At 73.0% G+C, this 24,357-nt stretch carries 27 protein-coding genes and 1 tRNA gene; 6 read left to right on the top strand and 22 right to left on the bottom strand.

Translation table 11 applies throughout. The annotated features are described in order from the left end of the window. Positions 1 to 25 precede the first annotated feature (25 nt). On the bottom strand, positions 26 to 2,770 hold the full coding sequence (aceE, locus tag J2X59_RS06775) for a pyruvate dehydrogenase (acetyl-transferring), homodimeric type (protein WP_326496146.1): 2,745 nt from the start codon (positions 2,768 to 2,770) through the stop codon (positions 26 to 28). Between the two features lie 237 nt (positions 2,771 to 3,007). Between aceE and J2X59_RS06770 the strand changes: the two genes are divergently transcribed. Then, positions 3,008 to 3,496, top strand: coding sequence for a peroxiredoxin (locus J2X59_RS06770; RefSeq protein ID WP_066653934.1), 489 nt, complete (start codon positions 3,008 to 3,010; stop codon positions 3,494 to 3,496). 32 nt (positions 3,497 to 3,528) lie between these two features. Next, complete coding sequence (locus J2X59_RS06765; protein ID WP_326496145.1) at positions 3,529 to 4,401, top strand: alpha/beta fold hydrolase; 873 nt, start codon at positions 3,529 to 3,531, stop codon at positions 4,399 to 4,401. 73 nt (positions 4,402 to 4,474) lie between these two features. Here the strand turns inward: J2X59_RS06765 and J2X59_RS06760 are convergent, their stop codons facing one another. The 8 genes from J2X59_RS06760 to J2X59_RS06725 form a co-directional block, all read right to left on the bottom strand. Continuing rightward, entirely contained in the window at positions 4,475 to 6,055 is a 1,581-nt protein-coding gene (locus J2X59_RS06760) for an alpha/beta hydrolase (RefSeq protein ID WP_326496144.1), read from the bottom strand. After that, positions 6,052 to 6,993 (bottom strand): amino acid--[acyl-carrier-protein] ligase, encoded by a 942-nt coding sequence (locus tag J2X59_RS06755; protein ID WP_326496143.1) that lies wholly within the window; start codon positions 6,991 to 6,993, stop codon positions 6,052 to 6,054. Before J2X59_RS06755 ends, J2X59_RS06760 begins: the two co-directional genes overlap by 4 nt. Continuing rightward, positions 6,990 to 8,204, bottom strand: a complete 1,215-nt coding sequence (locus J2X59_RS06750; RefSeq protein ID WP_326496142.1) for an acyl-CoA dehydrogenase family protein — start codon at positions 8,202 to 8,204, stop codon at positions 6,990 to 6,992. Before J2X59_RS06750 ends, J2X59_RS06755 begins: the two co-directional genes overlap by 4 nt. Further along, positions 8,201 to 8,488 (bottom strand): acyl carrier protein, encoded by a 288-nt coding sequence (locus J2X59_RS06745; protein WP_209682965.1) that lies wholly within the window; start codon positions 8,486 to 8,488, stop codon positions 8,201 to 8,203. Before J2X59_RS06745 ends, J2X59_RS06750 begins: the two co-directional genes overlap by 4 nt. A 93-nt stretch (positions 8,489 to 8,581) precedes the next feature. Next, positions 8,582 to 8,959 carry a holo-ACP synthase gene (locus J2X59_RS06740; protein WP_326496141.1) on the bottom strand — a complete coding sequence of 126 codons (378 nt, stop codon included), beginning with the start codon at positions 8,957 to 8,959 and terminating at the stop codon, positions 8,582 to 8,584. Positions 8,960 to 9,048: 89 nt separating this feature from the next. Further along, positions 9,049 to 9,570 carry a hypothetical protein gene (locus J2X59_RS06735; RefSeq protein WP_326496140.1) on the bottom strand — a complete coding sequence of 174 codons (522 nt, stop codon included), beginning with the start codon at positions 9,568 to 9,570 and terminating at the stop codon, positions 9,049 to 9,051. Positions 9,571 to 9,662: 92 nt separating this feature from the next. After that, on the bottom strand, positions 9,663 to 10,658 hold the full coding sequence (locus tag J2X59_RS06730) for an aldo/keto reductase (RefSeq protein ID WP_326496139.1): 996 nt from the start codon (positions 10,656 to 10,658) through the stop codon (positions 9,663 to 9,665). A 64-nt stretch (positions 10,659 to 10,722) separates the two neighbouring features. After that, the gene (locus tag J2X59_RS06725) at positions 10,723 to 11,280 is read right to left on the bottom strand and encodes a hypothetical protein (RefSeq protein WP_326496138.1); all 558 of its coding nucleotides are present in this window, start codon (positions 11,278 to 11,280) and stop codon (positions 10,723 to 10,725) included. 83 nt (positions 11,281 to 11,363) lie between these two features. On the opposite strand from J2X59_RS06725, the gene J2X59_RS06720 reads away from it, so the two are divergent. Further along, positions 11,364 to 13,118 (top strand): AMP-binding protein, encoded by a 1,755-nt coding sequence (locus J2X59_RS06720; protein ID WP_442781415.1) that lies wholly within the window; start codon positions 11,364 to 11,366, stop codon positions 13,116 to 13,118. Here the strand turns inward: J2X59_RS06720 and J2X59_RS06715 are convergent. From J2X59_RS06715 to J2X59_RS06705, 3 genes are all read right to left on the bottom strand, one after another. Beyond that, positions 13,091 to 13,261: a hypothetical protein gene (locus J2X59_RS06715; protein ID WP_158407745.1), complete on the bottom strand. Its 171-nt coding sequence runs from the start codon at positions 13,259 to 13,261 to the stop codon at positions 13,091 to 13,093. The genes J2X59_RS06720 and J2X59_RS06715 overlap by 28 nt on opposite strands. Continuing rightward, positions 13,258 to 13,407, bottom strand: coding sequence for a hypothetical protein (locus J2X59_RS06710; RefSeq protein ID WP_158407746.1), 150 nt, complete (start codon positions 13,405 to 13,407; stop codon positions 13,258 to 13,260). Before J2X59_RS06710 ends, J2X59_RS06715 begins: the two co-directional genes overlap by 4 nt. Before the next feature lie 79 nt (positions 13,408 to 13,486). Beyond that, complete coding sequence (locus J2X59_RS06705) at positions 13,487 to 14,050, bottom strand: MarR family winged helix-turn-helix transcriptional regulator (RefSeq protein ID WP_326496136.1); 564 nt, start codon at positions 14,048 to 14,050, stop codon at positions 13,487 to 13,489. Positions 14,051 to 14,536: 486 nt separating this feature from the next. On the opposite strand from J2X59_RS06705, the gene J2X59_RS06700 reads away from it, so the two are divergent. Together J2X59_RS06700 and J2X59_RS06695 are read left to right on the top strand one after the other, a co-directional pair. Next, entirely contained in the window at positions 14,537 to 16,132 is a 1,596-nt protein-coding gene (locus tag J2X59_RS06700; RefSeq protein WP_326496135.1) for a long-chain-fatty-acid--CoA ligase, read from the top strand. Positions 16,133 to 16,353: 221 nt separating this feature from the next. Beyond that, positions 16,354 to 16,426, top strand: a tRNA-Val gene (locus tag J2X59_RS06695). Between the two features lie 9 nt (positions 16,427 to 16,435). Here the strand turns inward: J2X59_RS06695 and J2X59_RS06690 are convergent. The 5 genes from J2X59_RS06690 to J2X59_RS06670 all read right to left on the bottom strand — a co-directional run bounded on the left by J2X59_RS06690 (position 16,436) and on the right by J2X59_RS06670 (position 19,975). Then, positions 16,436 to 17,404: an AraC family transcriptional regulator gene (locus J2X59_RS06690; RefSeq protein WP_326496134.1), complete on the bottom strand. Its 969-nt coding sequence runs from the start codon at positions 17,402 to 17,404 to the stop codon at positions 16,436 to 16,438. 46 nt (positions 17,405 to 17,450) lie between these two features. Beyond that, entirely contained in the window at positions 17,451 to 18,056 is a 606-nt protein-coding gene (locus J2X59_RS06685) for an HD domain-containing protein (RefSeq protein WP_326496133.1), read from the bottom strand. 305 nt (positions 18,057 to 18,361) lie between these two features. Further along, positions 18,362 to 18,772, bottom strand: a complete 411-nt coding sequence (locus J2X59_RS06680) for a hypothetical protein (protein ID WP_326496132.1) — start codon at positions 18,770 to 18,772, stop codon at positions 18,362 to 18,364. A 70-nt stretch (positions 18,773 to 18,842) separates the two neighbouring features. Further along, positions 18,843 to 19,421: an Asp23/Gls24 family envelope stress response protein gene (locus tag J2X59_RS06675; RefSeq protein ID WP_209682929.1), complete on the bottom strand. Its 579-nt coding sequence runs from the start codon at positions 19,419 to 19,421 to the stop codon at positions 18,843 to 18,845. Further along, positions 19,418 to 19,975: an RNA polymerase sigma factor gene (locus J2X59_RS06670; RefSeq protein WP_066653961.1), complete on the bottom strand. Its 558-nt coding sequence runs from the start codon at positions 19,973 to 19,975 to the stop codon at positions 19,418 to 19,420. Before J2X59_RS06670 ends, J2X59_RS06675 begins: the two co-directional genes overlap by 4 nt. A 141-nt stretch (positions 19,976 to 20,116) precedes the next feature. Between J2X59_RS06670 and J2X59_RS06665 the strand changes: the two genes are divergently transcribed. After that, positions 20,117 to 20,410 (top strand): hypothetical protein, encoded by a 294-nt coding sequence (locus J2X59_RS06665; RefSeq protein WP_326496131.1) that lies wholly within the window; start codon positions 20,117 to 20,119, stop codon positions 20,408 to 20,410. 19 nt (positions 20,411 to 20,429) lie between these two features. Here the strand turns inward: J2X59_RS06665 and J2X59_RS06660 are convergent, their stop codons facing one another. The 5 genes from J2X59_RS06660 to J2X59_RS06640 all read right to left on the bottom strand — a co-directional run bounded on the left by J2X59_RS06660 (position 20,430) and on the right by J2X59_RS06640 (position 24,209). Further along, the gene (locus J2X59_RS06660) at positions 20,430 to 20,585 is read right to left on the bottom strand and encodes a hypothetical protein (protein ID WP_158407747.1); all 156 of its coding nucleotides are present in this window, start codon (positions 20,583 to 20,585) and stop codon (positions 20,430 to 20,432) included. A 192-nt stretch (positions 20,586 to 20,777) separates the two neighbouring features. Continuing rightward, positions 20,778 to 21,695 (bottom strand): methyltransferase family protein, encoded by a 918-nt coding sequence (locus J2X59_RS06655; protein ID WP_326496130.1) that lies wholly within the window; start codon positions 21,693 to 21,695, stop codon positions 20,778 to 20,780. A gap of 138 nt (positions 21,696 to 21,833) precedes the next feature. Further along, positions 21,834 to 21,974: a hypothetical protein gene (locus J2X59_RS06650; RefSeq protein WP_158407748.1), complete on the bottom strand. Its 141-nt coding sequence runs from the start codon at positions 21,972 to 21,974 to the stop codon at positions 21,834 to 21,836. A 106-nt stretch (positions 21,975 to 22,080) separates the two neighbouring features. Further along, a complete protein-coding gene (locus J2X59_RS06645) occupies positions 22,081 to 22,989 on the bottom strand; it encodes an SDR family oxidoreductase (RefSeq protein WP_066653970.1) in 909 nt (302 codons plus the stop codon). After that, positions 22,986 to 24,209 carry a zinc-dependent alcohol dehydrogenase gene (locus J2X59_RS06640; RefSeq protein WP_326496129.1) on the bottom strand — a complete coding sequence of 408 codons (1,224 nt, stop codon included), beginning with the start codon at positions 24,207 to 24,209 and terminating at the stop codon, positions 22,986 to 22,988. Before J2X59_RS06640 ends, J2X59_RS06645 begins: the two co-directional genes overlap by 4 nt. Positions 24,210 to 24,357 lie beyond the last annotated feature (148 nt).

Genomic DNA, 24,357 nt, shown 5'->3' with positions numbered 1-24,357 from the left:
GGTGCGGGGGGTGCTCACCGGCGGATCAGGCCTCTCCGCCGGCGCTGCCGGTGGTACCGGCGTTCACGTCGTGCAGGCGGTACTTGTCGATCGCCTGCTGGACGAGGGCGTGGTCGACCTTGCCCTGCTTGGCGAGCTGCTGCAGCGTCCGCACGACGACCGAGGGGCCGTCGATGTGGAAGAAGCGGCGTGCCGCCGGACGGGTGTCCGAGAAGCCGAAGCCGTCGGCACCGAGCGTCGCGTAGTCGGTCGGGACGAACGGACGGATCTGCTCCTGCACGGCGTGCATGAAGTCGCTCACCGCCACGACCGGCCCCTCGGTGCCGAGCAGGCGCTCGGTCACGTACGGGGTGCGCGGCTGCTCGTTCGGGTTGAGGAACGCCTGCTGCTCGGCGTCGAGGCCGTCACGGGTGAGCTCGCCCCAGCTCGTGACGCTCCAGACGTCGGCGGACACGCCCCAGTCCTCGGCGAGGAGCTGCTGCGCCTCGAGGATCCACGGCACCGCGACGCCGGACGCGAGCAGCTGGGCCTTCGGGCCGTCGTGCTCGCTCGGCTTGAGCAGGTACATGCCCTTGACGATGCCCTCGACGTCGACGCCCTCGGGCTCGGCGGGCTGCACGAGCGGCTCGTTGTAGACCGTCAGGTAGTACATGACGTTGGGGTCGTCGTGGGACGGCGAGCCGTCCTCGTTCGTCCCGTACATGCGCTCGAGGCCGGAACGGACGATGTGCCCGATCTCGTAGCCGTAGGCCGGGTCGTAGGACACGACCGCCGGGTTCGTCGCCGCGAGGAGCGGCGAGTGACCGTCGGCGTGCTGCAGGCCCTCGCCGGTCAGCGTGGTGCGCCCTGCGGTGGCACCGATCATGAAGCCGCGGACCATCTGGTCACCGGCGGCCCAGATCGCGTCGCCGGTGCGCTGGAACCCGAACTGCGAGTAGAAGACGTAGACCGGGATGAGCGGTTCGCCCTGCGTCGAGTACGAGGACCCGACGGCGGTGAATGCTGCGAGGGCGCCCGCCTCGTTGATGCCGACGTGGATGATCTGGCCCTGCGGGCTCTCCTTGTAGGCCAGGAGCAGCTCGCGGTCGACCGACGTGTAGTGCTGGCCGTTCGGGTTGTAGATCTTCGCGGTCGGGAAGTACGCGTCCATGCCGAACGTGCGCGCCTCGTCCGGGATGATCGGCACCACGCGGTTGCCGAAGTCCGGGGAGCGGAGCAGGTCCTTCAGCAGGCGGGCGAACGCCATCGTCGTGGCGACCTCCTGCTTGCCGGAGCCCTTCTTCACGACCTGGTACTTCGACTCCTCCGGCAGCGTGAACTGGGTGTACTTCGTCCGACGCTCCGGCACGTACCCACCGAGCTCGCGGCGACGCTCGTGCATGTACTGGATCGCCTCGTCGTCGTGACCGGGGTGGTAGTACGGCGGGGTGTAGGGGTCCTCGTCGAGCTGCGCGTCGGAGATCGGGATGCGCATCTCGTCGCGGAACTGCTTGAGGTTGTCGAGCGTGAGCTTCTTCATCTGGTGGGTCGCGTTGCGGCCCTCGAAGCTCGGGCCGAGGCCGTAGCCCTTGACCGTCTTCGCCAGGATGACCGTCGGCTGGCCCTTGTGCTCGGTCGCGGCCTTGAACGCGGCGTAGACCTTGCGGTAGTCGTGCCCGCCGCGCTTGAGGTTCCAGATCTGGTCGTCCGTGTAGCCCTCGACGAGCTCGAGCGCCTTCGGGTCGCGCCCGAAGAAGTTCTCGCGGACGTAGGCGCCGTTCTCGGCCTTGTAGGTCTGGTAGTCGCCGTCCGGCGTCGCGTTCATCAGGTTGAGGAGCGCGCCCTCGGTGTCGCGGGCGAGCAGGTCGTCCCACTCGCGGCCCCAGACGACCTTGATGACGTTCCAGCCCGCGCCGCGGAAGAACGCCTCGAGCTCCTGGATGATCTTGCCGTTGCCGCGGACGGGTCCGTCGAGGCGCTGGAGGTTGCAGTTGATGACGAAGTTCAGGTTGTCGAGCCCGTCGTTCGCCGCGACCTGCAGCTGCCCGCGCGACTCGACCTCGTCCATCTCGCCGTCGCCGAGGAACGCCCAGACCTGCTGGTCGGAGGCGTCCTTGATGCCGCGGTTGGACAGGTACTTGGCCTGCTGGGCCTGGTAGATCGCGTTGATCGGGCCGATGCCCATCGACACGGTCGGGAACTGCCAGAAGTGCGGCATGAGGCGCGGGTGCGGGTAGGACGACAGCCCACCGCCCGCGTGCGACTTCTCCTGGCGGAAGCCGTCGAGCTGGTCCTCGCTGAGGCGGCCCTCCATGTAGGCGCGGGCGTACATGCCTGGGGAGGCGTGGCCCTGGAAGAAGACCTGGTCACCGCCGGAGGGGTGGTCCTGTGCGCGGAAGAAGTGGTTGTAGCCGACCTCGTACATCGCGGCGCTCGACGCGTACGTCGAGATGTGCCCACCGACCGCGACGCCGGGGCGCTGGGCGCGGTGCACCGTGATCGCGGCGTTCCACCGGATCCACCGGCGGTAGCGGCGCTCGAGTTCCTCGTCACCGGGGAACTCGGGCTCGTCCTCGGGCGCGATCGTGTTGACGTAGTCGGTCGTCGGGACCATCGGCACGCCGAGGTGCAGCTCGTTCGAGCGCTTCAGCAGGCTCTGCATGATCTCGCGGGCCCGCTGGTGGCCGTGCGTCGCGACGAGTCCGTCGAGCGACTCACGCCACTCTGCGGTCTCCTCCGGGTCCTGGTCGGTCCCTGCGGTGCTGCGCGGGTCCTGGTCGTTCACCGTCACCCTTGACCTCGTTCGTTCTCGTGGTGGTGGACATGGGGGCCACCGATGGTCGGGTCACGACCGGTCGGAGCCCACACCACCTTAGGCCCCACGACCGACGCCTTCGCTGATGGTGTCGTGCAGGTGGTACTTGCGTCCTGGTGCGGTCGGCGTACGATTGCCGATCGTGCACGGACGACCCGCACGTGCGCACGCGACACGGGCACACCCCACGCCCGAGGAAGAAGCAGCGCACCGATGGCCCTGGAGATCGGCTCCCTCGCGCCGGACTTCGAGCTCCCGAACCAGTTCGGCGAGCACGTCCGCCTCAGCGACTTCCGTGGCGTCCGCCCGGTCGCCCTCGTCTTCTTCCCGCTGGCGTTCTCGTCCGGCTGCACGAACGAGCTCTGCACCCTGCAGGACAACATCGCGATGTTCGAGGACCAGCGGGTCGAGCTGATCGGCATCTCCGTCGACTCGAAGGCCACGCTCCGCTCGTTCGCCGAGACGCACGGCTACGACTTCGAGCTGCTCGCCGACTTCTGGCCGCACGGCGCGGTGTCGAAGGAGTACGGCGTGTTCCTCGACAAGAAGGGCTTCGCGACCCGCGCGACGTTCGTCATCGACGTGCACGGTCGTATCAAGGCGTCGATCATCACCGAGCCCGGGCTGCAGCGCGACGTCGCCGAGTACCGCGAGGCGCTCGACCGTCTCGCCGCGTGCACCGCGCCGGTCCCGGTCGCCTGACCGTCCCCGCGAGCCCCTACGCACCCTGGCCGGTGACCGACGCGGCCGCCGCGTGGTCGCTCCGACGCACCACGGTGCCGACCGGCAGCGGGCCCGTGGTGGTGCACCACCGCCCCGGAGCCGACCCGGTGCTGCTGCTCCACGGTGTGGCGGGGTCGTGGACGACCTGGACGCCGTTGCTGGCCGCCGCCGGTGGTGTCGGCGCGCGGGGTCTCGTGCTCGTCGATCTGCCCGGGTGGGGGTCGTCGCCGGCGCCCGCGGGGCCGTTCACCGTGGACGACGGCGTCCGCGTGCTGCTGGAGGTCCTCGACGCCCTCGCCGTGGGGCCGGTCGACGTCGTCGGGCACTCGATGGGCGCGTTCGTCGCGCTCCACCTCGCCGTGGTCGCTCCCGAGCGCGTCGGGTCGCTCGGGCTCGTGTCGGGCACGACGACCGCGACCGTGCGGGCCTCCGGCCGACCCTGGCGTGCGCTCGCGTCCCTCCCCGCGTTCACGCTGCTGCGGGCCGGGCTCCTCGTGACGGGTCGTCGGGCGAGGGCGATCCTCCGTGGCACCGCCCGGGTCGGACTCCTGCCGCTCGTCGCCGCACCCGTGTTCGCGCACGTCCGTCGACTGGACCCGAGTGTCCTCGACGCCTTCGTCGACGAGTTCCGGCCCGAGCGCTTCACGGCTGCCGCCCGGGACGCCGCCGGCTACGACGTCGACCGCTGGCGGTCGGTCGGCTGCCCGGTGGCTGCGGTGCTCGGCGGCGGGGACGTCTTCGCCCGGGTGTCCGACCTCGACGACCTGCGCGGCCTGGTGCCGGGAGCCCGGACGGCCGTGCTCGACGACTGCGGGCACTTCGCACACGTCGAGCACCCCGGTGCCGTGGCGGCGTTCCTCGGACTCACCTCCGCACCGGCCTGACGGGCCGGGCCGTTCCGCAGCGGTCGTCCGACGGCGCCGCGCCCCCAGCGCGGCCGTGCGAGCGCGGCCCTGCTCAGCCCGCCACTGCCCCGGCGGGGAACGTCTCCGCGATGCGGGACCGCACCTCGGTCACCACCGCGCGTCGCATCGCCGGCGAGAACAGCGCGTGGTCGCCGTCCGGGACCTCCACGACCGAGACCTTCGCACCCCAGCGGCGGACGGCGCGACGTCCGCCGTACCGCTCGAAGCGTTCGATGTCCTCCGGCGCCGCGACCACGACGACGTCCGTGCCGTGCTCGACGATCGGGCCGAGGTGGCCGACGACGCCGCCGAGCGCCCCGCGGCGGGCGATCGCGTCGCGGACCCGCGCCGGGACGAGGCGGTTGTAGGGAGCGCGGAGCACGCGACGGAGCCGGGACGCGTCGGCCACCGCCTGCGCGGACCCGGCGTAGGAGCCCGGAGCCGCGGGCGTGCGGCGGTAGTCGTTCGGACTGATCTCCACCACGAGCCGCGGGTGCTCGTCGACCGCGCGGCCGGCGAGCCACGCACCGGCGCACATGCCGACGATGGCGAGCCGCTCGGAGGGGACCCGCAACGCCGCGACCACCTCGTGCTGGTCGTCGACCCACTCCTGCGCGAACAGGAAGGCGTCCTCGTCGGCGCGCACGTCCGAGCTCTCCCCGGTACCCCGCCGGTCGACGCGCACGACGCGGGCGCCGTCACGGGCCAGCGTCCGCGCGAGGGCGACCTGGTAGTCGACGGCGCCGGTCCGGTGCTCCGCGCCGCCGTTGTGGAGCAGCACCACCGGGGCGTCCTCGTCCTGGGCGGAGGACACGGTCTCGACGGCGAAGAGCCCGTCCGGGCCGATGCGGAGCACCCGCTCGGACACGCGGTCGTCGACGTCCAGCACCTCGTCGAGCGCGGGCGGGGTCGTCGGAGCAGCGGTGGCGGGTGCCCAGGCGTCCAGCCGACCGACCACGGCGTCGACGGCGTCCGCCGGGATCCGGGCGTCGATGCTCGTGCCGTCGAGGAGCTCGGCGGTGCCGTCCACCTCGAGGACCTCGACCGGGCCGAGTCCGCGCGGCGGGACGGCACCCGGGCGGACGACGGCGACCGTCGTCGCGGAGCGGGGCGCGTACGCCAGGGCGCCGACGACGGCGGTCTCGGCGGGTCCGAGGTCGATGCCCACGAGCGACTCGACTCCGTCCACGATCCGGTCGGGGCCGATCGTGATGATCGCGAGCGCCCGCTGCCGTCGCAGCCAGGCACGTCCGGACGCCGGGGCGTCCCAGACGACCAGGGCGTCGTCGTCACCGACGGCGGCGGCTGCGACCAGGGCTGCCGAGGCGAGACCCACGAACGCGATGCGCTCGACCCCCGACCGGCGCAGCACCGCCGCGGCGGCGCGAGCGGACCGGACCTGCGCGTCGGGGTCGCCGTCGTCCGCGGAGTCGCCACGTCCGGACGGGTCGTAGCGCACCGAGGCCACGCCACGGGCCTCCAGGCCGTCCGCCAGCAGCCGCAGCGTGCGGTAGGCGATGACGCCCTCCTGCCCGAGCGGCGGGCAGAGGACCACGCCGGCGCGTGCGGTCGGCGGGAGCTGCACGGCGAGGCGCAGCGCAGGCGAGCCCGACCAGCCGTGGTGGGTGGTCACAGCGCCAGGGCCGCGCGGACGTCGGTCGTCCAGCGGTCCGGGTCGGTGCCGTGCGCGGCGAACAGGGCGATCGTGATGCGCTCGAGGCCGAACGCGGTGCAGGCGCTGTGGGCCACCTCGCCGTCGGCGGTGCGGAGACCGAACGACGTGCCGAAGTGGTCCTCGTGCAGGTTCGCCGACGAGATCGCCGTCGCCTCGTGCTCGGGGCCGTACACGGGGGTGACGAACTCGTACTTCAGCGACTGCTCGACCTGGTTCCGGGCGAGCATCTGGCCGACACGACCGAAGAACGGGTCGTTCGCCGGGACGACGTCGATCGCCAGGCCGAAGGACTCGAGCAGGGCGCGCATGCCGGGGGTGCGGCCGTCGCGGTGCGCCTTCGCCGACTCGGGGGTGCCGACGTGCACGAACTCGTGCATGTGGAAGGCCTGCAGTCGCATCGGGTCGAGCGAGGGCTCGCGGCGGAACGAGTCGCCGACGATGTCGAACGTCCGACCGCCGACCGGCACCGTGTCGCCGATCAGCCCGTACAGCGGGTGGCAGACGGCCGGGGTCAGCATGAGGTCGGCGGGCTCGAGGAACGACTCCCAGCGCTCGCCGCGACCCCGGGCGGCCAGCAGTGCGCGGTGCGTCCGGTCGTCGCCGGTGAAGCCGGAGATCGACGCGGCGAGGTCCGGGAACGACGCGATGTAGTCCGTCCGCTCGAACGCGGCGAGCGGCTCGACCGGCGGGAAGCGCAGGACCTCGGCGTCGAGGTCGGCCTGGCTCCGCACGACGGCGGCGTCGACCGCGCCGTACACGCGCTCGAAGACGCCGGTGCGGCCGTAGAGCCCGGGGGAGCCGAGGTCGACGAGGACCCGGTCGGTGAGCAGACGTCCGCGCAGTGCGGCGCGCGCGGCGTCGAGGTCGGACGTGGTGGTGTGGTCGGTGATGGTCACAGGAGTGCTCCGCTCATGAGTGCAAGTGCGGCGTCGTTCTGCAGGAGCCGGTCGTTGCTCACCATCACGGCGGCTCCGTGGGCGTCCCGGAGGTGTCGGGCGATGCTCAGCGGCCCCGTCGCGGCGAACCCGGCGATGCCGACGATGCGCATCGCGGTCGTCACGATGTCGACGACCCGCTCCGATGCGGCGATCTTCAGGGCGTTGGCGGCGAGTGCGTACGCGGGGGAGCCGAGCACCGTCGCGTCGTCGGCGGACCGGTCGAAACGCTCCGCGGCGTGGCGGACCGCGTCCGCGAGGGTCTGCAGCTCCACCAGGAGCTCGGCGAGCCGGAGGGCTCCCGGCGGGGTCGTCCCGACCGCGGCCCGCGCCTGCTTCCGCACGGCCTGCCGGGCGCGTTCGGCGGCGCCGGCGGCGATGCCGGTCCAGACCGACGCCCACAGCACGTGGGAGACCGGCAGGACCGTCTGCGCCGAGATCGTCGCGTAGTCGTCGCGGAGCACCCGGTCCTCGTGGGTGTCGGCGTCGAGCACCCAGCCGTTGCTGCAGGTGCCGCGGAGACCGAGGGTGTCCCAGGTCGAGGTCTGCGTGAGGGTCGTGTCCTCGGGCAGGCAGACGACGAGACGCTGGTCCGAGGGCGCGGCGTCGGGGTCGCGACGGGCGGTGACGAACACCGCGTCGGCCTCGGTCGCGTAGGAGATGACGGGCGCCTCCTTGTGCAGGTGGATGCGACCAGCGTTGGAGACCTCGATGGCGCAGGTGCTCCGGCGCGCGTCGCCACCGATGCCCTTCTCGGTCGTCGAGGACGCCACGAGCGCTCCGGCCAGGACGGCCTCGGTCATCGCGGTGACACCGAGGCCGACGCCGCCGTGCCGCCAGAGCGCCATCGCCTGTCCGTGGTGCATCGCGAAGACCATCCCGGTCGCGGCGCACGCCCGCCCGAGGGCCGTGGCGATCGTCGAGAGCTCGGCGAGGGTGGCTCCCTCGCCGCCGAGTGCGGTCGGGACGGCGGCCGCCAGGAGGCCGTGCTCCTTCATCGCCGCGATCGCCTCGTGGGGCGGACGGGCGTCGCGGTCGACCTCGTCCGCGTGCCGGGCGGCGACCTCGGCGACGAGTGCGGCGCGGAGGGCGAAGCGGTCGACGGGCGTGGTGGCTCCGGTCGTGTCCGGGCCGACGGGGACCGACGGGTCGTCCAGGACGGGGGTGCTCACGCTGCTGCCTCCGCGGCGGCCGCGATCGACTCGATCGTGGCGAAGGTCGAGCGGTGCAGCACGGCGTCGGGGAACTCCACGTCGAGCTCGTTCTCCACCGCGAGCATCACGTTCACGGTGGCGTGCGAGGTCAGGCCGAGCGCGTACAGGTCGGCGATCGAGGCGATGTCGGACGCGTCGACGGTGAGGTGTCCGTGGTCGGCGAGGGCCCGTCGGACGGCCTGCTCGGCGCCGGGCGCGGCGAGGGCGACGGGGGCGGGTGCGGAGGTCGGGTCCTGGTGCATGCGAGCAACGATAGGGAGCATGCGGGCCCGGAAAACCGCCGTGCACGTGCGTGATCCCGCACGTGCGCCGCAAGGAACGCGGGACCGGGGCGGTCAGCGTCGGGACAGCGCCACGGCGGTCGCCAGCGCCAGCCCCCGTTCGTGTGACAACGACACCGCAACCGGTCCGCAGCCGACCGCCGTGGCGAGCTCGGCGGCGCGTCCGGAGAGCTCGACGACCGGGGCGCCGGCGGCGTCCAGCACCACCGCGACGTCCGTCGGGGGGACCGCGTCGCCCGGCGCGGGTCGCAGCAGCTTCAGCACGGCCTCCTTGCCGGCGAAGCGGGCGGCCAGACGCTCGGGGTCGTCACCGCAGTCGGCGCGCTCGCGGTCGGTGAACACCCGCGACAGGTAGCGCTCGCCGTGTGCGGCGATGCCCGCGACGACGTCCTCGACCGCCGCGAGGTCGGTACCGGTCCGGATCGTCGTCACGAGTGCAGCGTACGGCTCGCAGCCACGCGGTGGCACCACGTCGTCGCCGCGTGGCCGCGAGCCGCCCCCGACCCCGGTGCCGACCCCCGTCAGCGGTACTGCGGCGGCCAGTCGAACGGCGCCGGCAGGTGCGGCACCTCGCCGATCGTGGTGACGACGAGCACGACCTCGCGACGGTTCGTCAACGCGATCGACCGCGGGTTGCCGAGGTACCGGTGTCCGTCGACCCAGGTCGTCAGCTCCCCGTGCAGCCCGCCGACGTGCCCCGCGCCGAGCGAGACGTCCCACTCGTCGAAGAACTGCCCGAGCGTGAACGTCTGCCGGGTCGGCGACTCGACGTGCAGGATGCCGGAGGTGTCGTGGGTGTGGAGCTCGGCGGCGAACCGCTCCCGCGACGAGTGCCCGACGTCGCCCGGGACCGTCACCGGTGTCGAGCCGTCCAGGATCGTCAGGTGCGTGTGCACGTGCTCGGCGAGCGGTTCGCCCCAGACGTTCCGCAGGCCCGCCGCCTCGGCGCGCGTCTGCAGGTCGGTCGGTGCCGGCCAGGGAGGCGCGGTGCGGGTCGTCCCCGCCGCCGGCGCCGTGCAGAGGGCGAGCAGGAGGACGGCCACCGCCGCGACGAGCGTGACGACGACGCTCCGGGGCGCCGTCCGCGCACCGCCCACCCGCGGGGCCCGGCCGGTTCGCGTGCCGGGCCGGCGGCTCACCACCGGTCGTGCACGGTGGCGCGGAACCACCGGTCGTAGAGCTCGTGCACCGTGCTGTCGAGGGCGCCGAGGTCGAGTGCGCTGTCGTCGACCAGGTCCGGTGCTCCGGCGTTCGAGCGGGCCTGCTCGGGGTTCCTGGCGCCCGGGATGGCGGCGGTGACGCCGTCCTGCGCGACGATCCACGCGAGCGCCGCCTGCGGGACCGAGATGCCCTCGGGCAGCGCCGCCGCGAACGCCCGGGCGGCCTGCACGCCGTCCGCGAAGTCGACGCCGCTGAACGTCTCGCCCTGGTCGAAGGCCTCGCCGTGACGGTTGTAGTTGCGGTGGTCGCCCTCGCTGAACGTGGTCTCGGTCGTGTACTTCCCGGAGAGCAGTCCCGACGCCAACGGGACGCGCGCGAGGATCCCGACCCCCGCCTCCCGTGCGGCCGGCAGCACGCGGTCCAGCGGCTTGAGCCGGAACGCGTTGAGGATGACCTGCACGGTCGCGACGTGCGGCCGGGCGATCGCGGTGAGCGCCTGGTCCGCGGTCTCGACGGAGACGCCGTACGCGGCGACCGACCCGTCGGCGACGAGGGCGTCGAGGGCGTCGTACACGGCGTCGTCCTCGAAGACCGCGGTCGGCGGGCAGTGCAGCTGCACGAGGTCGAGGGTGTCCTGCCGGAGGTTGCGCCGGGAACGGTCGACCCACTCGCGGAAGTTGGCCGCGACGTAGTTCGCGGGGACCTGGTCGGCGCGTCGACCCATCTTGGTCGTCACGGTGAGCGGCACGTCGGGGTTGGCCCGTCGCCATGCCCCGATGAGCTGCTCGCTGCGACCGTCGCCGTACACGTCGGCGGTGTCGAAGAGGGTGACGCCGGACTGGACCGAGGCGTCCATCACGGCGGCGGCGTCCTGCTCGCTGACGGGACCCCAGTCACCGCCGAACTGCCACGTGCCGAGGCCGACGACGGACACGGAGCGGCCGGTGCGGCCGAGGGTGCGACTCTGCATGCGGACGAGCGTAGTCACGGCAGCCGCGGACGTCCCGTGACGATCCCCGGGGCGCAGGGCCGGCTCAGGAGTCGGTCGGTCGGGACTCCGTCGGGTACGGCTCGGTCGCGACGCCGCGGCGGAGCAGTGCCCGCGCTGCGCGGGCGCGGGGGACGACCCAGAGCGCGGACCACGCGCCGATCCCGACCCAGAGCGCGACGAGCAACCCCGTCAGGAGCGGGCCGTGCTGGTCCGCCATCGAGAGCGTCATCGCGGTCCAGAGCACGCAGAGGACGATCTTGCCCCAGCCGGCGCCCTCGCGGTCGGCCTGCGCCTGCAGCGCCGGGACCCACTCGTCGGCCGTGACCCCCGGCGGCACGCGCTGTTCCGCGACCCATCGCTGCACGGCCGCCGATCGCTCGTAGCCGCCGGCGGCTCGCCAGGCCCGCAGCTGCGTCCAGACGCCGATGGCCGCACCGGCGATCCCCGCGGGCACACCGACCCCGACGAGCAGCGCCGTCGTGGTCGTCAGCCAGGACGACGCGACGAGCACCGCGAGCACCACGCCGAAGGCCGCGCCGGCCACGGCGCTGCCGAGGAGCCGCAGCCGCCCGGACTCGTCCACCACACCGACACCGTCCACGAGGACGACGCTACCCGCGACCGACGACCGTCCGCTGCGAGCGCGCGGGGTGCCCGGTGGGGCATGATCGACCGGTGTCCTCCCTGAACCCGACCGCCGCGTACCGCGCCGCCCGTGACGAACTGCTCGCGGTCCTCGACGAGCACGACACCGAGCGTGCCGAGGCCGCCCGACGTGCGTTCCGCTGGCCCGACCTCGGCCGGACCTTCAACTGGGCGACCGACTGGTTCGACGTGGTCGCCCGCGGGAACGACCGCGTGGCGCTGTGGATCGTCGACGAGGACGGCGGCTCGCGCACGACGTACGCCGAGATGGCCGCCCGCTCCGACCGGCTCGCGGTCCGCCTGGACCGGCTCGGGGTCCGGAAGGGCGACCACGTGCTCCTGATGCTCGGCAACCAGCTCGAGCTGTGGGAGACCATGCTGGCGGTGATGAAGCTCGGCGCGGTCATCCTGCCGACCTCGACCATGCTCGACACCGCCGACCTGCAGGACCGCATCGACCGCGGCGGCGTCGCGCACGTCGTCACGAACCACGGGGAGACGCCGAAGTTCGACGGGGTGACGGGTGCTCCGTCGCGCATCGTGGTCGGGGGAGCGGTCGACGGCTGGACGTCCTACCCGGACGACCTCGGTACCCCGGCGCCGGCGGACGAGGTGCGGCCCGTGGTCACGACGAGCACCGACGACCCCTGCCTGGTGTACTTCACGTCGGGCACCACCTCGCGGCCGAAGATGGTCGTGCACACGCAGGCGTCGTACCCGGTCGGCCACCTCAGCACCATGCACTGGCTCGGACTCCGGCCCGGCGACGTGCACCTGGCGATCAGCTCACCCGGGTGGGGCAAGCACGCCTGGAGCTGCTTCTTCGCGCCGTGGATCGCCGAGGCGACCGTCTTCGTGTACGACACGCCGCGCTTCGACCCCGCCGGGCTCCTCGCGCAGCTCGACGAGGCCGGCGTCGACACGTTCTGCGCGCCGCCGACCGCCTGGCGGATGCTCCTGCAGTCCGACCTCGGACCGAGGCCGCACGCGCTGCGCGAGGTGGTGTCCGCGGGCGAGCCACTCAACCCCGAGGTGATCGCCCGTGTCCAGGCGGCCTGGGGCCTGACGATCCGCGACGGCTACGGCCAGACCGAGACGACGGCGATCATCGGCAACGTGCCCGGTGGGGCGGTGACACCCGGGGCGATGGGTCGTCCGCTGCCCGGGGTGGCCGTGACGCTGCTCGACCCGCTGACCGGGCGCGTCGGGGACGAGGGCGAGGTCTGCCTCGACCTGACCGAGCGGCCGACGAACCTGATGGCCGGGTACCTCGGCGACCCGGAGCGCACCGCCGACGCGATGCGGGACGGCTTCTTCCACACCGGCGACATCGCGGTCCGCGACGCGGACGGGCAGTTGACCTTCATCGGCCGGACCGACGACGTCTTCAAGTCCTCCGACTACAAGGTGTCGCCGTTCGAGGTCGAGAGCGCCCTGCTGCAGCACGACGCCGTGGCCGAGAGCGCCGTCGTCCCCGCACCGGACGACGCACGGCTGAACGTCGTGAAGGCCTACGTCACGCTCGCGGCCGGGTGGGAGCCGACGGCCGAGACCGCTCGTGCGGTGCTCGAGCACGCACGGGTCGCGCTCCCGGCGTACGCCCGGGTCCGCCGGGTCGAGTTCGGGCAGCTGCCGAAGACGATCTCGGGCAAGATCCGACGGGTCGAGCTCCGCGAGCGCGAGGAGTCCGCGGCGTCGGGCGGTGTGTCGGTCGAGGGGGAGTGGCGGGACGACCAGTTCCCGGAGCTCCGCTCGGTGGGACGGGCTCAGGCGACGCGGAAGAAGTCGCCGTAGGTCGGCTCGGGCGGGACGTCGCCGTGCGTGCGGTGGTGCACGAGGGCGTCGATCTCGTCGGGGTGCCGCAGGCCGCGGCGGTGCCACTCGTGGGGGTGGCGCTGGAGTTCGCGGAGGTCGTTCGCGGTGCGCACCGTGCTCACGCCCCGAGGGTGACGACGGTGACGGCAGCGGTGGCGACGGTCACGGCGACGATGCCGAGGCTGGTCGCCAGGGTGGCGAGGACCCGTCCACGGGCTGCCTCCCGGACCTCGGAGAACTGCGAGTGCGTCGCGTCGATGGTGCTCATGGCCGGCCCTTCCCGTGCTGTGGGTCGTCGCCGATCGGCGACTGGGGCCAGCTTGCTCCGATTTCTCTAGTTTGTCTAACTACCGAACTGGATGCGTACGCATATCGGCCATCGCACCCGGGCGGGCGGCGCCGTCGGCCTCGTCCGCGGGTGAGTCGGCGCCCATCGCGTCGATCACCTCGGCGAAGAACGCCTGCATCTCGACCACCGTCTGCGGCGACAGCCGGTCGGCCGCGGCGATCATCCGGGCGTGCACGTCGGTGAGTTCGGACCGGACCTCGTCATCGCTGTGCACGGTCGCGACCAGCAGGGCGCCGCGGCCGTCCGCCGGGTCCGGCCGGCGTTCGGCGTGCCCGCTGGAGACGAGCCGCTTGACGACGGCCGTGGTCGACGCCGACGTGATCCCCAGGTGCGCGGTCAGGTCGCCCGGCCGCACCGCGCGGCCCTGCTCCGCGGCGCGCAGCAGGAAGCGGACCGCCTCCATGTCGGTCGCGTTCATCCCCATCGACCGGCGCTTGCGCTCGCGCATCGCGACCTCGGCGGCGCGGTAGCGCCGCATCGCGGTGAGCAGTTCGACACCGGTCCTCGCCGGCCGGTCCGGGTACCAGTACCCGGACGTCCCGTGCGTGCCGTCCTCGGTCATCGCAGCCTCCTCACCTCGTCCGCCCGACAGTACCGAGCCGGTCCGGGCGCGCGGGGCGCACCGGGGTACGTGACGAGGGTCGGCGACCCACGACACCGGTCTCGAGCGGACCACCCGGCCTACGGGAGGCGCGAGGCGGGTCGGCCACGGGCCTCCCGTCCGGCGCGCACCGGCTCACTGCCGCGGAGCGGCTCGTCCCGCAGCGGTCTCGTCCCGACGCGCGGACGAGGACCGGGTGCGGCGGCCGATCCGTGACCCGAACACAGACCGGCCGCCCGTGCCGTGGTGCCTGACCCGCACCACGACGACTCGATTGAACACGATCCTGCTGTGAGCGCAAGCCCACAGCCGCTGCGCGCACTGCGTGCAGCCGACGTCCAGACACGCGCTCGCCGGGGCGCGCCGGAGATCGCGCGACCGGACCGAGGACGCCCGAGCGCCGTAGGCTCCGTGAGGAGAACTCGTCACGGGAGACGGAAGGCCGGCATGACCAGCACCACCACCAGCAGCCACCCCGCACCCGGCGCCGCCCACGGTGCCCGGACGACCCAGGCCACCGCCTCCGTCGCCGCGATCCTCGCCGAGTCCGCGGCGCGGTTCCCGGACGACGTCGCGGTCGTCGTGGGGGACCAGCGGACCACGTACGCCGAGCTGTGGCAGCAGACCCTCGCCTACGCCGGCGGCCTCCGCGCGCGCGGTGTGCGCGAGGGCGACCGCGTCGCGATGCTCGTGCCGAACGTCGCCGACTTCCCGCGCGTCTACTACGCCGTCCTCGCGCTCGGCGCCGTGGTCGTGCCGGTGCACGCGCTGCTCAAGCGCGGGGAGATCGAGTTCGTGCTCCGCGACAGCGACGCCCGACTGCTCGTCTGCGCGGCCCCCCTGCTCGGCGAGGGTGGCGCCGGGGCGGCAGCCGCCGGCGTCGACGTGCTCAGCGTGCTCGCCCCGGCGGACGCCGAGGGCGCTCCGGACCGACTCGAGACCGTCGCCGCGACGAGCGAACCGCTCGACACCTACGTCCCGCGCCACCCGTTCGACACCGCCACGATCCTGTACACGAGCGGGACGACCGGGAAGCCGAAGGGCGCCGAGGGCTCCCACTTCGCCCTGCTCGAACAGGTCAACACGTGCCTGCTCACGACCTTCGACATGCGTCGGGGCGACGTCCTGCTCGGTGCGCTGCCGCTCTTCCACACCTTCGGGCAGACCTGCACCATGAACACCGGGTTCCGCGCCGGCGCGACGATCGTCATGCTGCCGAGGTTCGACGGCGACGCCGCACTCGCGGCCATGGTCGAGCACGACACGGCGATCTTCATGGGCGTCCCGACGATGTACATCGCGCTGCTCGACGCCGCGACCCGGTCCGAGGCCCGACCGCACCTGCGGTACGCGATCTCCGGCGGGGCATCGCTGCCGCTCGCCGTGCTCGAACGGTTCCAGCAGGTGTTCGACGCGCCGGTCCACGAGGGGTACGGGCTCACCGAGACCTCGCCGGTGGCGTCGTTCAACCACGTCGGGGCCACCCCGCGCCCGGGCACCATCGGGACGCCGATCTGGGGTGTCGACATCGAGATCGCCGACCCGGAGGTCACCGACCGCACCGTCCTGCTGCCGCGCGGCGAGATCGGCGAGCTGGTGATCCGCGGCCACAACCTGATGAACGGCTACCTGAACCGACCCGAGGCCACGGCCGAGGCGATCGTCGACGGGTGGTTCCGCACGGGCGACCTCGGGCGGAAGGACGACGACGGGTACCTCACCATCGTCGACCGTACGAAGGACATGATCATCCGCAACGGCTACAACGTGTACCCCCGGCAGGTGGAGGAGGTCCTCGCCGCCCACCCGGACGTCACGATGGCCGCCGTGTTCGGGATCCCGCACGACGTGCACGGGCAGGAGGTCGCCGCGGCGGTCGTGCTCCGTCAGGGCGCCGAGGTGACCTCGGAGGAGCTGATCCGCTTCGTCGCCGACGAGATCGCCGTGTACAAGTACCCGCGGGTCGTGCACGTGGTGGATGCGCTGCCGCTCGGTCCGAGCGGGAAGGTGCTCAAGCGGGAGCTCGTGCAGCGGTTCGGCTGAGCGCCCCGCGGCGGGGCCGTCGGTCCGGAGCGCGGCTCGCGCTCCGGACCGGTCGCGATCGTGCTCGCGGCCGACCGTCGCCGACGTCAGCGGGCGCGTGGACCGGGCGCCGCCCGGCGGCGGCGTTGCTCGTCAGCCGTGGCCACGACGAGGAACACCGCCCCGATCACCGCAGGACCGTGGACAGGGTGTTCCCACCGAGCGTCTAGGATCGACTCCAGGGGCCTTTAGCTCAGCTGGTAGAGCGCCACGTTTACACCGTGGATGTCGTCGGTTCGATCCCGGCAGGGCCCACGCAGTCGCTCAGCGACGCGCGCGCAGGGTCTCGCTCGGCAGCTCCCCGAACCGCTTCGCGTAGGCGGAGGAGAACCGCCCGGCGTGCGCGAACCCCCACCGCCGCGCAGTGTCCGCCACGGTCGTCTCGCCCACCGAGTGGTACCGGAGCTCCGTCCGGATCCGGTCGAAGCGGATCCCGCGGAGCATCGAGTTCGGTGACATCCCGACCTGCCGCTGGAAGCCCTGCTGGAGCCCGCGGACACTGAGCCCGACGTGTTCGGCGACGTCGGTCGTGGTGATCGGGACGTCGGCGTTGGCGTGCATGTACTCGATCGCCTGCTGCACCCGGCCCCGTGCGCCGACGGGCACCGGCGCGGCCGGCGCGAGGGTCGTGTGCGGGAAGGTCCGGAGCATCGACAGCGCGGTGCGCCGGGTGGCCTCGGCCATCGCGAGCGGGGACAGCGGCGTGGGACCGAGCACGACCTGCGCGGAGGCCCGCAGCTCGGCGTTCCACGTCCGGACGTCCTCCCGTCGGGGCAGCGCGGCGTGGTCGAACACGAGCGGCGCCGGCTCCGTGCCGTGCAGCTCGGCGGCGGTGCGCTCGAGCGTGCGGCGGTCGAACTGCACCACGTTCTGCCGGACGTCGGCGAGGTCGAAGCGGTACGGGCGCTCGCTCGGGAACACGATCGGGCGTCCGGGCGCGAGCGCCACCTCGTCGCGGTCGATGTCCAGCAGTCCGCCGCCGTCGCTGACCCACGTCACGAAGTAGTGGCTCGTCGCGTCGACCTCGCCGGCCATCCGACCGTCGAAGCGCTTCGAGTCCAGCGACATCCCGTCGCCACCGACCGATCGGAACCGGTAGCCGAAGTCCCGCTCGGTCCGCTCGGGCAGGAACCCGGCGGCACCGTACGCCGACTCGAACACCGCTCGGGCCGCGTCGAGGTCGTCGCCGGACGCTTCGACGACGTGACGGACGTCGGGTTCGGCGGTGGTCATGATCCGATGCTGACACGTCCGGCTGAGCCTCGCGCGCGCGTCGTGGTCAGGACAGCGCCTCGAGCGGGTTCTGCGCGAGCTTCCGGACGACACCGCCGTCGACCAGGCGCCGCGCTGCGGTGTCGGGCTTGCGAGCGGCCTGGTCGACGACGCACGCGCCGAACTCCGCAGCCAGCGCGCCGCGGGGGTGCCGTGCGAGCACCTCGCGCAGGTACGACTCCGGCAGCAGCTCGACCCCCGCGCCGGAGACGTCGAGCCCGGTCGCGCGTTCGAGCAGGTGCCCCTCGAGGTCGAGGTGGACGTCGACGCCCGGCCAGTTGTGCCGCACGATCACGTCGAGCACGCGCTGCTGCCGCTCGACGGCCCAACCCGCCCCGGTCGTCAGGGCGACGGCGACGTTCCCACCGGCGTGCTCGTAGGACACCGTGTGGTTGTCGAACTCGGTCACGGTGCCGATGTCGTGCAGGACGGCCGCGACCCACAGCAGTTCGTGGTCGACGCCGTCGAGCCCGTCGAGCGCCGCGAAGCCCGCTGCCCAGTACCAGGACCGGACGGCGTGCGCCGTGATCGCCGTCGACTGGTAGCGCGTGGCGAGCGACGCAGCCGCTCGGGCGGCCGGGGTCTCCGGGACGGGGAAGTCGTCGATGCGCACTCCCGGATCATGGCATGCTCACCGCACGCACCGGTCGCCGTCCTCGTCGACGGAAGGGCGCGCTCGCACCGGTGACGCGACCCACGGGAGGCACGGTGCCGGCCGGCCACGTGCCTCCGGACCGGCGCGGCGTCGGACGCGCGATGTGGCGCTGATCCGCCACGCGCCTCCCGTCCGGTGCGCTGCCGGCCCTGCCGGTGGGGCCGAGGTCCCAGGACGACAGCTCGTGCTCGCCGACCACGAGCGTGTACGGTCCCGCCGCGTCGGTACGACCGTACGGGTGGGGGAGTTCCGAGTGGAAGCGCTCACACATTGCTCGTCGGCAGCGCGGTCGCGTCCGAGGGCCCGCCCTCGGGAGGCGCCACGGCCGCGTCGACCGGGTCCTCGACCAGCCGGACGGTCACGCTGATGAGGTCCGCCGTCGCGGTCGTGTCCGCGTCGAGCAGGTCGCGGACCCGTTCACCCACCGCGCGGAGGGTGTCCGCGGCGGGACGGCCGCCGTCGACGCTGATGCCGGTGACGACGTGCACGCGGCCGCCGCGTCGGTCCACGTCGACCAGGACGTCGGGGTCGTGCAGACGGAGCGGTACGGGCACCACCGCGTCGACCACGGTCTCGGCCGCGGCGGCGACGGGTCGGGGCGGGTAGACCCCGGTGACCCCGGGGACGTGTCGGATGCCGGCCGTCACCGTGCGTGAGATCGCTTCGTCGTCCATGGTCGCGCTCCTCGCTGCTGGTGGGTCGTCTCGCCGCCGGTCGGGCAGGTCGTGGTCAGGCATGTGGTCGTCAGGGCAGGTAGACGTCGTCGAAGTGGACGTCGACGGCCTCGACGCGCAGCTCGGTGTGCCGTTCGACGGCCTCGGCGACGGTGACCCGCAGGCGTTCGGCGGTCTCCAGGGCCGACCCGCCGTACACGAGCCCGGCAGTCACGTCGATGCTGACCGCGGCTCCGGGCTCCTCCACGTCACCCCGCAGCACGCAGCGGCCCATCACGACGCCGCCCATCGTGTCACCGGCGCGGCGCACGAGTCCGCGCACGGCCGCCTCGGTGACCGCCAGGCGCAGGCGCGGATCGGGGTGGGCGACCGGGACGTCGCGACCGGGCCGCACCTCGGCGCGGATCGCCCCCAGCAACCGGTCGACCCAGGCGGTCTCCCGGTCGGGCTCGGCACCGGCGCGCTGCTCGAGCGCGCCGAGCGAGAGCTCGCGCAGGCGCTGCATGTTCGTCATCGCGAGTCGGCAGACCGCCGAGCCCTCGATGGACGGGTCGATCGGGTCCCGACCGCGGTCGAGGTAGTCCGCGATCTCCTCGATCGTGTGGCCGTCGAGGTCGTCGTCGGGCAGGGGGAGGTCGTCGGTCGTCATCGCCATCCCTCCATCTCCGCGGCGAGGAACCGTCGTGCCCGTGCGAGCAGGCCCCGCACGGTCGACGTCGGGAGCTCGAGTTCCTCGGCGATCTGCTGGTAGCTGTACCCGGCGGTCTCCCGGAGCAGCCAGCACCGACGCTGGTCGATCGGCATCCGGTCCAGAGCAGCCCACATCGCGTCGAGCTGCATGCGCGTCTCGACGGTACGCTCCGGGGCCTGCGACGGGTCGGCCGCCTCGTCGTGGTCGTCCAGGTCGTCGTGGTGACGTCGACGTCGGAGACGGTCGAGGGCCCGGCGGGTGACGATCTGCATGATCCAGGGGCGGAACCGCTCGGCGTCCTCGAGGTCCGCGAGCTTCCGCCACCCCGTCAGGAAGGCCTCCTGCACGACGTCGTCGGACTCGACGTTGGAGCCGAGCACCTGCTCCGCGTAGACGCGCATCAGCGGTCCGTGCCGGCGGGCGAGCACCTCGAAGGCCAGCACGTCGCCGTCGGCCGCGCGGGCGACGAGCGTCGCGTCGGACGCGTGCTGCAGCGCGGTGCCGTCGCTCATCCCCGCCTTCCGTCCGACTCGGGCTGCCGGTCGGTGGACCGGTCTCCACCGAGCATGCACCGGCAGCGTGAGGAGTGCCCGCGTGGTGTCGGATGCGTCAGTTCGTGACGGATCCGCTGCTCGTGACGTCCCACTGGTGAGATGCACGACGACACCACCACGACCCCCCTGCCCGCTGTCGAAGCGGAGCCGACCGACGACGCGACCACGGACCCGCTCGGCGACAGGACGCCGCAGCGTCCGCTCCGCCACGCAGCGCCGCAGCGGCCCGTCGCCGGCGCGGTGCGCACGGCACGGACGCTCTGCATGAGCGTGTTCGACCGGTGGCGGTGCGGGCTGGAGGACGGGCACGGGGGGCTGCACACCGCGACCGAGGTCGGGGCCACCACGTCCTGGAACGACGCCGTCGCCGGCCGCATGCTCCGGGAGCTCTGAGCGGAGGACCGCACGACGCTCACTCGGCGGAGAAGAAGTCGCGGTACGCGGGGTCTGCGGGGACGTTCTCCAGCAGCCGGGTGTGCACGAGGGACGCGATCTCGTCCGGGTGACGCAGCCCACGCCGGTGCCACTCGCCCGGTTCCTCGTGCAGGTCGGAGAGTCTCGATCGCACCCGTTGCACCTCCCGCGTCGTCCCGCCGGCCGTCCTCGCCCGGCGGGTCTGCGCGAGCGGGGTGCCGCCCGGTCGGACGGCCCCGCCCACACTGCACGGGCTCCGGGGCGCCCGGCGGGTCCGGTCGTGTTCCGGACGCGGACGGGCGGACCATCCGGTTCGCGCGCTCGTGGTGCGTCCCGTGGCGCGCGCTCAGCTCCGCGGTACCGGGCGCAACCGCGGCACCCAGCACCGGACGGCTGCGGCGTAGCGGCGGAATTCATCACCGAACCGCTGCTCCAGGTCGCGCTCCTCGAGCGGGCGCACGACGCAGTTCCACACGACGGAGCCCGCGACCGCGTAGACGAGCACCGTCCAGGACGCCGCGACGAGCCCCACCGCAGCGCCCTGGGTCAGCCCGGCGAGGGCCATCGGGTTCCGCACCACCCGGTAGGGGCCGGCGACCACGAGCCGGTTGGGCATCGCCGACGGCAACGGGGTCCCGCCGCCACGCGTCGACATCGACACTGCCGAGGCGAGGCCGAGCAGGCTCGCCAGCACGAAGACGACGAGACCGGTCCCGCTGACCACCTGCACGACGGCGTCGGGCAGCGGGGGACGGAGCCGCCACCGGGTCTCGGCGGCGGCGATCAGCAGCGGGAGGACGCCGAGGAAGAGCCCCCAGAACACGACGATCTGCACCGCGGTCCCGAGGAGGTGCCGGACGGGTCCCGCGTCCGGGTCGGCGGTCCGGAAGCGCAGCGGACCCGACGTGACGAGTTCGGTCGGCACCCGCCCGAGCAGCACGTGGCACAGCGCGAGGACGGAGCCGACGGTCGCTGCGGTCATCGCGACGACACCCCAGCCCGCCTCACGGGTGACCGTCGCCCAGGCGGCCGTCCCGAGCAGCACGAGCACCGTCCACCCCGTGGCGACGACGGCGGACCAGCGGAGGCCCGCGGCGGCCAGTGCCGAGGCGACGACGAACAGCGGGACGTCGAGCGCGGCGACCGGCACGGGGTCGAGCGAGCCGAGCGTCGCGGTCCGGACGATCGGCACGGTGGGGACCAGCAGCCACCAGACGGCGCCGCCCGACGCCTGCAGCGCGAACCACCACCGACCCCACGACACAGCTGCAACCTAGCAGCGCCGCGCCGACGTGACGGCGTCTCGCCGTGACCGGCGGCGTCCGGCGTGACCACGAACGGACGGGAGGCGCGGTGCCAGCCGGCACCGCGCCTCCCGTCCGTCAGCGCGCAGCGAACGCGCTCAGCGCTGTCCGTTGATCTGGCCGAGCCAGCGTCCGAACGTCTGTTCCTGCTGGTCGTCGTGCAGGGCGTGCAGGGTGCTGGTCGGCAGGCAGTGACGCTCGGTGTCGACGCTGTTCCCCTTGTGGAGGTCGAGGGTCATGGTGTGCTCCTTCGCGTGGTGTGTGGATGGTTCGACGTCGGCGGCTGCGCGGGCATTCCCGCTCGGGGAGCAGCGTGTCCGCTCCACGAGCCGAGGCGGTCCGGGGTCAGGGCGTGACCATGCCCCCGTTGACGTTGAGGGTCTCGCCGGCCACGAAGCTCGACTCCTGCGACGCGAGGAACACGTACGCCGGGGCGAGCTCGGCGGGCTGGGCGGCGCGGCCCATCGGCGACTCGCTGCTGCCGAACTCGGGCAGCGACTCCGGGTCGACGCCGCCGCTCGGCTGCAGGACGGTCCAGGTCGGACCCGGGGCGACGATGTTGACCCGGATGCCGCGCTCGACGAGCAGCTGCGACAACCCCTTGGAGAAGTTGTTGATCGCGCCCTTCGACGCCGCGTAGTCGAGGCGGTCCGGCGCGGGCTGGTAGGCCTCCATGGACGCGGTCGTCGTGACCGTCGACCCCGGCTGCAGATGCGGCAGGGCTGCCTTCACCAGGCGGAAGAGCCCGAACACGTTGACGTCGAACGTCGCCTCGAACTGGTCGTCGGTGATGTCGAGCAGGTCGGGCTGCCACCGCTGCTTGCCGGCGACGCTGACCAGCGCGTCGATGCCCCCGAGCTCGGCGACGGCGCGCTCGACGAGCTGCCCCGCGTAGGCCTTGTCGCGCAGGTCACCGGGGACCGCGACCGCCTTCCGCCCGGCCGCCTCGATCTGCTCGATCACGTGGTCGGCGTCGGACTGCTCCTCGGGCAGGTAGGCCAGGACGACGTCGGCCCCCTCGCGGGCGAAGGCGATCGCCACGGCGGCGCCGATGCCCGAGTCGGCTCCGGTGATGAGGGCCTTCCGGCCCTCGAGGCGCCCCGTGCCCCGGTAGCTGGACTCGCCGAGGTCGGGGACGGGGGTCATCTGCGACTGCAGGCCGGGCTCGTCCTGGGTCTGCGGCTCCGGAGAGACGTCGGGGTAGCGGCTGCGCGGGTCGCCGAAGGCGTACTGGTCGCTCGGTGCGGTGGTCATCGTGTCGCCTCCAGTTCGACCTTGACCCAGCCGGGCTCGCGGCGGTCGAAGGCCTCGTACGCGGCGATCGCGTCGCCGATGGGTTCGTGCTCGGTGATCAGCGCGGTCGGGTCGAACTGCCCCGATGCCACCAGGTCGATGAGCGGCGGGGTGACCGAGTGGTGGTCGCAGTTACCCATCCGGATCGTCAGGTTCTTGTTCATCGCCTCGCCGATCGGGTACGACTGTGCGGTCGGACCGTAGACGCCGATGATGCCGATGCGGCCGTACTTCGCGACCGACGCGACCGCCCACTGTGCGACCTGCGACGGGCCGTCACCGGGCTTCCACTGCTGCTGCTCGCCGAAGCCGTCCGGCGAGGCGTCTGGCGCGACCTGCTGCACCTCGGCGTCGAACTGCTGGGCCTGTTCGTCGGACACCGCTACGGGGCCCTGCTTCGGGCGCTCCGCGTCGACCCCGACGGCGTCGATCACGGCGTCCGCGCCGATGCCGTTCGTCAGGTCCATGATCGCCTGCACCGGGTCCTCGCGGTTGTAGTCGACGACCTCGCAGTGCTGCGCGAGCGCCGCGGCGAGCCGGGTCTCCTCGCCGTCGACGACGATCACGCGGGCTGCGCCGAGCTTGTAGGCGGAGGCGGCGGCGAACTGGCCGACGATGCCGGCGCCGAACACGACCACGACGTCGCCGCGGGTGACCCCGGCGAGCTCGGCGCCGAACCAGCCGGTCGGGAAGATGTCGGAGAGCAGGATCGCCTGTTCGTCGCTGACGTTCTCGGGCAGCGGGTGCATCGTGTTGCGGGCGTACGGCACGCGCACGTACTCCGCCTGCAGACCGTTCACCGGCCCGGTCGACTGCGGGCCGCCGAAGAAGCTCGTGCCGGCCTGCGGGCCGTTCGGGTTCGCGACGTCGCACTGCGCGGTCTTGCCCATCCGGCAGTACCGGCATGCGCCGCACGAGATCGTCGAGTTGATGACGACGCGGTCCCCGGCGCTGAACCCGCGGACGGCGTCACCGACCTGGGTGACGACGCCGACGGCCTCGTGCCCGAGGATGGTGCCCTCCTCCATCGGTGCCATGGTGCCGCGGACGAAGTGCAGGTCCGTGCCGCAGATCGCACTGCGGGTGATCCGGACGATCGCATCCTCCGGGTGCTGGATGGTGGGCTCCGGGACCTCGTCGAGACGGATGTCCCCGATGCCGTGCCAGACCACTGCGCGCATGTTGCTCTCGCTTCCTGTCGTGGGGGTGTTCGGGGGACACACAACCCGACCAGTGCTGGACGGACGCGGAGCGGCGTCCGATCAGCGCACCGGAACGGGGGACACGCAGCGCTGCGTGGACACCCAGGCCCGGCGCGTTCGCTGGCCG

It is taken from the genome of Curtobacterium sp. 260, from assembly GCF_030803485.1.
GTDB lineage: Bacteria > Actinomycetota > Actinomycetes > Actinomycetales > Microbacteriaceae > Curtobacterium.
The sequence above is the reverse complement of the archived record's forward strand: the minus strand, read 5'-3'. Positions and strand labels throughout refer to the sequence as shown.

Excerpts from the sequence above, each read along its gene's own strand:
- J2X59_RS06770 (WP_066653934.1), top strand. The coding sequence starts at position 3,008 with ATGGCCCTGGAGATCGGCTCCCTCGCGCCGGACTTCGAGCTCCCGAAC.
- J2X59_RS06745 (WP_209682965.1), bottom strand. The coding sequence starts at position 8,488 with ATGCACCAGGACCCGACCTCCGCACCCGCCCCCGTCGCCCTCGCCGCG.
- J2X59_RS06730 (WP_326496139.1), bottom strand. The coding sequence starts at position 10,658 with ATGCAGAGTCGCACCCTCGGCCGCACCGGCCGCTCCGTGTCCGTCGTC.
- J2X59_RS06710 (WP_158407746.1), bottom strand. The coding sequence starts at position 13,407 with ATGAGCACCATCGACGCGACGCACTCGCAGTTCTCCGAGGTCCGGGAG.
- J2X59_RS06705 (WP_326496136.1), bottom strand. The coding sequence starts at position 14,050 with ATGACCGAGGACGGCACGCACGGGACGTCCGGGTACTGGTACCCGGAC.
- J2X59_RS06700 (WP_326496135.1), top strand. The coding sequence starts at position 14,537 with ATGACCAGCACCACCACCAGCAGCCACCCCGCACCCGGCGCCGCCCAC.
- J2X59_RS06690 (WP_326496134.1), bottom strand. The coding sequence starts at position 17,404 with ATGACCACCGCCGAACCCGACGTCCGTCACGTCGTCGAAGCGTCCGGC.
- J2X59_RS06680 (WP_326496132.1), bottom strand. The coding sequence starts at position 18,772 with ATGGACGACGAAGCGATCTCACGCACGGTGACGGCCGGCATCCGACAC.
- J2X59_RS06675 (WP_209682929.1), bottom strand. The coding sequence starts at position 19,421 with ATGACGACCGACGACCTCCCCCTGCCCGACGACGACCTCGACGGCCAC.
- J2X59_RS06670 (WP_066653961.1), bottom strand. The coding sequence starts at position 19,975 with ATGAGCGACGGCACCGCGCTGCAGCACGCGTCCGACGCGACGCTCGTC.
- J2X59_RS06665 (WP_326496131.1), top strand. The coding sequence starts at position 20,117 with ATGCACGACGACACCACCACGACCCCCCTGCCCGCTGTCGAAGCGGAG.
- J2X59_RS06650 (WP_158407748.1), bottom strand. The coding sequence starts at position 21,974 with ATGACCCTCGACCTCCACAAGGGGAACAGCGTCGACACCGAGCGTCAC.
- J2X59_RS06645 (WP_066653970.1), bottom strand. The coding sequence starts at position 22,989 with ATGACCACCGCACCGAGCGACCAGTACGCCTTCGGCGACCCGCGCAGC.
- J2X59_RS06640 (WP_326496129.1), bottom strand. The coding sequence starts at position 24,209 with ATGCGCGCAGTGGTCTGGCACGGCATCGGGGACATCCGTCTCGACGAG.